Annotated in this window: 7 protein-coding genes; all 7 read left to right on the top strand. The window is 55.4% G+C overall.

Annotated features, from left to right (window positions below; genetic code table 11):
* The coding region (locus tag ACO6V1_RS21630) for an acyl-CoA desaturase (RefSeq protein ID WP_422468476.1) at positions 1–811 on the top strand (811 nt) is incomplete at its 5' end.
* Positions 812–893: 82 nt separating this feature from the next.
* On the top strand, positions 894–1,766 hold the full coding sequence (locus ACO6V1_RS21625) for an acyl-CoA desaturase (RefSeq protein WP_422468474.1): 873 nt from the start codon (positions 894–896) through the stop codon (positions 1,764–1,766).
* Positions 1,767–1,816: 50 nt separating this feature from the next.
* Entirely contained in the window at positions 1,817–2,116 is a 300-nt protein-coding gene (locus ACO6V1_RS21620; protein WP_422444409.1) for an acyl carrier protein, read from the top strand.
* A 23-nt stretch (positions 2,117–2,139) separates the two neighbouring features.
* A complete protein-coding gene (locus tag ACO6V1_RS21615) occupies positions 2,140–3,243 on the top strand; it encodes a fatty acid desaturase (protein WP_422444407.1) in 1,104 nt (367 codons plus the stop codon).
* Positions 3,244–3,252: 9 nt separating this feature from the next.
* Positions 3,253–4,122, top strand: a complete 870-nt coding sequence (locus ACO6V1_RS21610) for an alpha/beta hydrolase (RefSeq protein ID WP_422444405.1) — start codon at positions 3,253–3,255, stop codon at positions 4,120–4,122.
* Positions 4,123–4,299: 177 nt separating this feature from the next.
* Positions 4,300–6,513, top strand: coding sequence for a YncE family protein (locus ACO6V1_RS21605; protein WP_422444403.1), 2,214 nt, complete (start codon positions 4,300–4,302; stop codon positions 6,511–6,513).
* 287 nt (positions 6,514–6,800) lie between these two features.
* Positions 6,801–6,962 (top strand): rubredoxin, encoded by a 162-nt coding sequence (locus ACO6V1_RS21600; RefSeq protein WP_422444401.1) that lies wholly within the window; start codon positions 6,801–6,803, stop codon positions 6,960–6,962.
* The last annotated feature ends 27 nt before the right edge of the window (positions 6,963–6,989 follow it).

The following is a 6,989-nucleotide window of genomic DNA, read 5'->3' as shown; positions in this document are numbered from 1 at the left end:
GGTTACTGGTCAGGTGGGCACGTTGGAGCTGGTATTGTTGGCGGTGTTTTACTTTACCACGGCCCTGGGAATCGAAGTCGGTTTCCACCGCTTTTTTTCCCATACAGCATTTAAAGGCCCGCTGGCCACCACCTGGCTGCTGGGCATTCTGGGGTCCATGGCGGCCCAGGGGCCTTTACTGTTCTGGGCAGCGACGCATCGCAAGCATCACGCTCATACCGACAAACCCGGTGATCCCCACTCGCCCTATTACCAGAGCACTGGCAAAAAGGCTTCCGGACGCATAGCGGGTCTGTTTCACGCTCATATGGGCTGGTTGTTTGCCCGGGAGCAGGCCAGCTGGGCCCGTTATGCCCCCGATCTGCTGCGCCGTCGGGAGCTGATCACCATCAACAGTCAGTATCTGCTGTGGGTGATGGTGGGGTTGCTTCTGCCGGCTGCGATTGGCGGTGTGCTGTCCAGCGCCTGGGAGGGGGTCTGGCGCGGGCTGATATGGGGCGGTTTGCTGCGCATCTTCCTGCTCGACCATGTGACCTGGTCGGTGAACTCCCTGTGCCACACCCTGGGCAGCCAGCCCCACAAGGTGACAGATAACAGCCGTAATGTGTTCCTGCTGTGCATTCCTTCGGTGGGTGGCTCCTTCCACAACAATCACCATGCGTTCCCTTCGGGGGCACGCAACGATCACCAGTCCCGCTGGCAGCTGGATCTGTCGGGGATATTTATCGAGTCGATGGGACGACTCGGTCTGGCCCGGAATATTCGCCGCTATCAGGCGGACACCGGAAAAATTATCACGGAGAGGAAATAAAATGAGCGCAGACAGCCTATCACTGGCCGACCTGCAGACGTCTGTGCCCGGTGTCGCCTATCTCGAAGGCCGGGCCGCGCAGATGCAGCGTATCTTTGCCCTCGGGGTTATGGTGATTCCTGCTATCGGGATGATCGAAGCTGTCAGACTGATATGGCAGGGCTCGGTGCCTGCCTGGGCCTGGGTAATGTTAGGGGTGATGTACTTCGTCCATATGTTCGGGGTGACCGCCGGGCTGCACCGGATGGCCGCCCACCGAGGCCTTGATGCCGGTCCGAAAATGAAAGCCCTGCTCACCATCATGGGTTCCATGGCGGCTCAGGGGCCACTGCTGTATTGGGTGGCTACCCACCGTCGTCATCACATTTACAGTGATAAACCCGGTGACCCCCATTCGCCGAACCTGCACCAGAACAAACTGGTCGGGCTCTGGTATAGCCATATGCCCTGGATGCTGGAGCGCAGTATCTCGGTCTGGTCCCATTACGCCAAGGATGTACTGCGGGACCGCACCTACTTCTTTGTCAATCAGTACTACCTGGTGTGGGTGGTGCTCGGGTTTGCCATTCCGGTGGTGCTGGGCGGCCTGATCACCGGCACTCTGGAGGGTGCCTGGCTGGGCTTTATCTTCGGTGGACTGGCGCGCATGTTCTGCGCCAATCAGTCTGCCTGGATGGTGGGTTCCATTTCCCATCGTTACGGTGGCAAGCAGTTCCGTACCGACGATCACAGTCGTAACAACTGGTTGGTGGCCGTACTGGCCTTCGGTGAGGGCCAGCAGAATAACCATCACGCTTTCCCTATTAATTACCGTCACAGCATTTACTGGTATGAGCCGGATCTCACCGGCTGGGTGCTGGCACTGATGGCGAAGCTCGGACTGGTGCACGACCTGAAGTTCCCCAGCCAGAAGCGCATTCATGAATTAACGCTGCCTGAGTCAGAAAAGATCTGATCGGCCATAAAAAACAACAACCACAAGTACAAAGACAAAGGACTGAACCCATGGGAATTCTCTCTTCACTGAAAAATGCTTTCTCTGACAGCGACGTCGCCACGATTGATGGTGATGATGAAGCCGCCGTGCGGGAATGGTTGTGCCAGCGTTTGGCCAGGCAGTTAAAAACCGATGTCAGCGCCATCGACAGTGCCAAACCCTTCGAGCAGTACGGGCTGGATTCCATGTTCGCGGTCAAGGTCACCGGCGAGCTGGAGAAGGTGGTTGAGCAGCGGTTGTCTCCGGCACTGCTGTTCGAAAACACCTGCATCGATGATGTCGCCCGTGTCATTGCAACTTCCACCTAGGCGGCGTGAGCAGGAGAAAGACAATGACTACTTCATCCATACCCGTACACGCGGATGATAACTACCGGGAATACATCCAGCGTATTGAAGATCTGAAGACTGCGCAGATTGGTCAGACGATTCCCAAAGAGCTGTTCAAGAAAAATGTGGTGCGTTCGATGGCCGGGTTTCTGGTCAGCTATGGCCTGTACCTGGGCAGCATTGTCGGGATTGCCTACTCTCCCCACTGGCTGCTGACCATTGGCCTGCTGATTACTGCCGGTCTGGGCGGCTGGGGTCTGCACTGTATTGCCCATGACTGTGGTCACGGATCGTTTTCAAACTCAAAGCTGCTCAATATGGTTGTCGGTCACCTGTCGTTGATTCCGCTGTTGTATCCATTCCATGCCTGGCGCCATGTGCACAACATGCACCACGGCTCAACCAACCACCTGGAGATGGACACCGACTGGCGGCCCGTGTCCCGGGAAGTTTACGACCGTATGCCCCGCCGGGAACAGCTGGTCTATCTGTTTACCCGTTCTGTGGGCTTCTGGGCGGGTACTGTGCATTACTGGTGGGTGTCTGCTTTCAGGCCGTCTTTCTACCCGCGTAAGAACCAGCGGGAGGATGTACGTCGCTCGATGGTATTTATTGCCCTGGTCAGTGCCGTGCTGTTCCCGGCCCTTTGGTATTTCACAGGCTTCACCGGCGTCGTGCTGTACTTCCTGCTGCCGCTGTTGTTCACCCACGCCTGGTTCAGCATCACCACGCTGATGCACCACACGGCGGTGGATGTTCCGTTTCTGGAGAAAGAAAACTGGTCTTTGAACGGCAGCCGTATTCTGCTGACGACGGACTATCTCTACCCCCGTTGGTTGCTGTGGCTGACCCACAACATCTCGGTTCATGCGGCTCACCATGCGGCACCCACTGTGCCTTTCCATAACCTTCCCAAGGCACAAAAAGCCTTGAAAGAGGCGTTCCCTGGGATGATTCGTGAGCAGCCGTTCCGGTTCAGCACCCTCTGGCAGATCGTGACACAGTGTCATTTCTACGATCCGGAGACGGGTTACTACGTCAGTGCCCGTAACAGCCAGAACAAGCAGCACCCGGACAGTCATCACTCTAACGCCAGCCAGGCCTGAGGGGGAATTATGGCTAAAGAAGACTGGAACAGGTTTCAACTGCGCTTGTTGTCCTATCTGGCACCGCCCCTGGCCGGGCGCCTAGCGACCCGGCTGTTCGCCCAGTCCAGAAATGAAGCGAACCCTCACAGTAAGGCGTTAACACCCAGAGGTGCAAAAGCCATCGCTCTGAACAAGGAGCAGGTGCGGGTAAAAGAGATTTACCTCTGGGAGGGGCCTGACCAGTCCAATAAAGAGGGTGACATCATCCTCCTGGTTCATGGCTGGGGTGCCAACTGCGCCAGCATGTTTGGTTTTGTCGAGCCCTTGCTGGCGCAGGGGTACCGGGTGGCGGCCTTTGATGCCCCCGCCCACGGCGGTACCGAGGGGGATTACACAACCATGGCCGAGTGTGTGGCCGCTACCACAGCGGTGATCGACAGACTGTCTGACATCGGCCCAGTGCGGCAGGTCGTGGCCCACTCGCTGGGGGGGATTATCGCCATGGCCGCCTGTGCGCCCAGAGATGACATCCGCCAGATGGTGCTGATTGCCACACCCTTCTCTCTGCTGGATGTGCTGGATATCTGGTCCCAGGGTTTTATGCAACTGCGACCCGGCATTCGCCAGCGCATTCTCAATCAGCTGCTGGCGGATAATGGGGTACCGGTGAGCCACTGGGATATTGGCCTGCACGGGGCCGATTACCCTTGGCCGGTCAAAGTGATACACGACAAGGACGACAAAATTGTCAGTCACTCCCATGCCCATAGGATTGCGAAAGCACTGGGTGATACAGACGTGCATACCACAGAGGGACTGGATCATTTCCGGCCACTGATCAACCGCGATGTACACCAGCAGGTCGTGGACTTTTTTCAACCGGCACTGGCCAGATAAAGATACATAAATATGTATACATTCAAAGAACTAAAACAAGTGAGAGCACTAGCAGTACTGTGCCTATTACCGCTCACTGCCAGCGCCTCCTTGAGCACGCTGGAAACTAGCCATTTTTTCGAGGAAAACCGGCAGAAGCCACTAATCACTCAGCCAGTTTTCAATTGCCATGCTCGGGTGAGCAGTGACAACTACGTTAATTTTGAGCGTGATCCGGTGCGACCACTGGCCCGTTCGGCCGATGGTCGTTATCTGTTCGTGGCCAACACCCCGGCCAACTGCCTGGAGATCTACCGGGCTAGGCATGACCAGCTGACCCGCATCAGTGCCGTTCCTGTGGGTATGGACCCGGTGGCTGTAGCGGTACGTAACGATCATGAGGTATGGGTGGTTAACCATATGTCTGACAGTGTCAGCATCGTCGATATCAAGGGCCGCCCCCGGGTGACGCAGACCCTGATGGTGGGGGATGAGCCCCGCGATATTGTCTTTGCCGGGCCACAACAACAGCGGGGGTTTATCACCACGGCCCGGCGCGGTCAGCATCGTCCTGACTTCTCCATCGATGATCTGCGGACACCCGGTATTGGTCGCGCAGATGTCTGGGTGTTTGATGGCGCAGCGCCCAGTGCACCCCAGACCATACTCTCTCTATTCACCGACACTCCCAGCGCCCTGGCCGTGAGCCCGGACGGGCAGACAGTGTATGCGGCGGTTTTTTTAACCGGCAACAAAACCACCGCCATTTTCCCCCAGGCTATGGAGCAGGGAAAGGTCGGCCCACATGCCAGTGTGGATGGTGCTGAGGCGCCAGAGACTGGAGTCATCGTGCGCTACAACGGTGAAAGTTGGGTGGATGGGGATGGTATTATGCGTGATGGCAAGGTTCGTTTCAGTTTACCGGATAAGGATGTGTTCGCCATTGATGCTGGAGCCAACCCAGCAGAGGTGACGGGGAGCTGGTCGGGAGTTGGCTCTGTAATCCTCAATATGGCGGTTAACCCGGCGACGGGTGCTGTGTATGCCAGTAATACCGAAGCCCTGAACGATATCCGTTTCGAAGGGCCTGGCGAAAGAAGCACAACCGTGCGTGGGCGTTTTGTAAAAAATCAAGTGACAGTGATTCAGGATGACTCTGTGTCTTCAGTACACCTGAACGAACATATAGACTTCAGTTTGCCGATGGGGCAGTCCGTCTCAGCTTCGGACAAAGAAAGGAGTTTGGCCCAGCCCATGAGCATGGCTGTAACCGGCAGTGGTGAAACCATGTACCTCGCGACATTCAGCTCGGGAAAAATTGCTCAGATACAAACCTCCTCCATGGAGTCCGGCGATTACGACCCTTACAGCACCCGCTTCATCAAAGTGCCAGGAGGGCCTGTCGGCCTGGTTCTCGGGGTGAATGAGCAATATCTGTATGTCTACTCACGTTTTGACAACCAGCTGTCGGTGGTGGAAACAGCCAGTCAGGAAGTGGTTAATCAGAAGGACCTCTATAACCCCGAACCCATCTATGTGCGAGAGGGGCGCCCATTCATGCACGACGCCATGCAAACATCAAGCAATGGTACTGTCAGCTGTGGTTCCTGCCACATCTTTGGTGATAATGATGGGCTGGCCTGGGATCTCGGGAATCCCGATGAGCATGTTGTTGAAAACCCACTGGAAGAGTCTCCCGGGAACTTGGCTCCACTGAAATCCAGAACCTTTCACCCGATGAAAGGTCCGATGACTACACAGACATTCCGCGGCATCAGTTTGAGTGGTCCCATGCACTGGCGGGGAGACCGGACTGGCGTCAACCGCGAAATTGTGAATGGGGTGGAAGAGAGTGTGGAGGCGGCTGTTTTTAAAGAATTCCGGGTGGCGTTCCCTGGCTTGTTGGGTCGCGATGGTATGTTACCGGAGTGGCAGCTACAGAAGTTGACGGACTTTGCTCTGGGTATTCAGTCCCGTCCGAACCCGGTCCGCAATCTGGATAACACTCTCACTCCCCGGCAGGCTCAAGGACAGAGTGATTACTACAATGCGGCCCTTGACCGTGGCGTAGCCAGTTGTAACAGCTGCCACAAACTGGATGCTGAGAATGGACTGTTTGGTACCGATAAGAAAATTACCAGCGAAGGTCCTTTAGTTTCCCAAGACTTCAAGATTCCCCACCTGCGCAATATGTACCAGAAAGTTGGAATGTTTGGCACCAGTTATCTGGGTTCAGAGCACATGGGGGATCAGGTGCGAGGATTTGGTTATGGCCATGACGGCACATTTGCTTCTCTTGATGACTTCCTTTTAAAACTGGGCGGTTTTGTTTTTGACAGTCAGGATCAGGCTTTGCGAATTTCTGAGTTTGTCTGGGCGTTTGATGCTGAACAAGCCCCGGCTGTCGGATAACAGGTCACTTTGAACAAGATTAATTTCTACGAGAAAGAAGGCCAAATCACACTGCTTGTCCAGTAAGCGAGCAGTGGTGTGTGTGACCTTATTGTGCAAGGAGATCTCGCGTGGCTGCCTTTCTCAGGTGTTTTACAGGCCAATGGCAAAATAAAGTCCAATTGGTGGCCAGCCATCACAGAAGCAAGCTTGCGAGAGTTAGCTCAATTCACCGGTCAGGCGCTTACCTATGCCTGTGTGCCTTCCGGAACAGGTGAGCTAAACGCACTGAGAGGAGAGAATTAACAATGAAAAAGTATCTTTGTGAAGTCTGTGGGTGGATCTACGATGAGGCGAAGGGATGGCCAGAGGAAAACATTCCTCCAGGTACTCGTTTTGAGGACATCCCAGACGATTGGCATTGCCCAGAGTGCGGAGTATCAAAGTTGGACTTTATCGAGGTGACCTAAATCGGGTAAGGGCTGGTCTTTCTCCAA

Origin of the sequence: Endozoicomonas sp. ALC013, assembly GCF_049310205.1 — a bacterium.
Lineage (GTDB): Bacteria > Pseudomonadota > Gammaproteobacteria > Pseudomonadales > Endozoicomonadaceae > Endozoicomonas.
The sequence above is the reverse complement of the archived record's forward strand: the minus strand, read 5'-3'. Positions and strand labels throughout refer to the sequence as shown.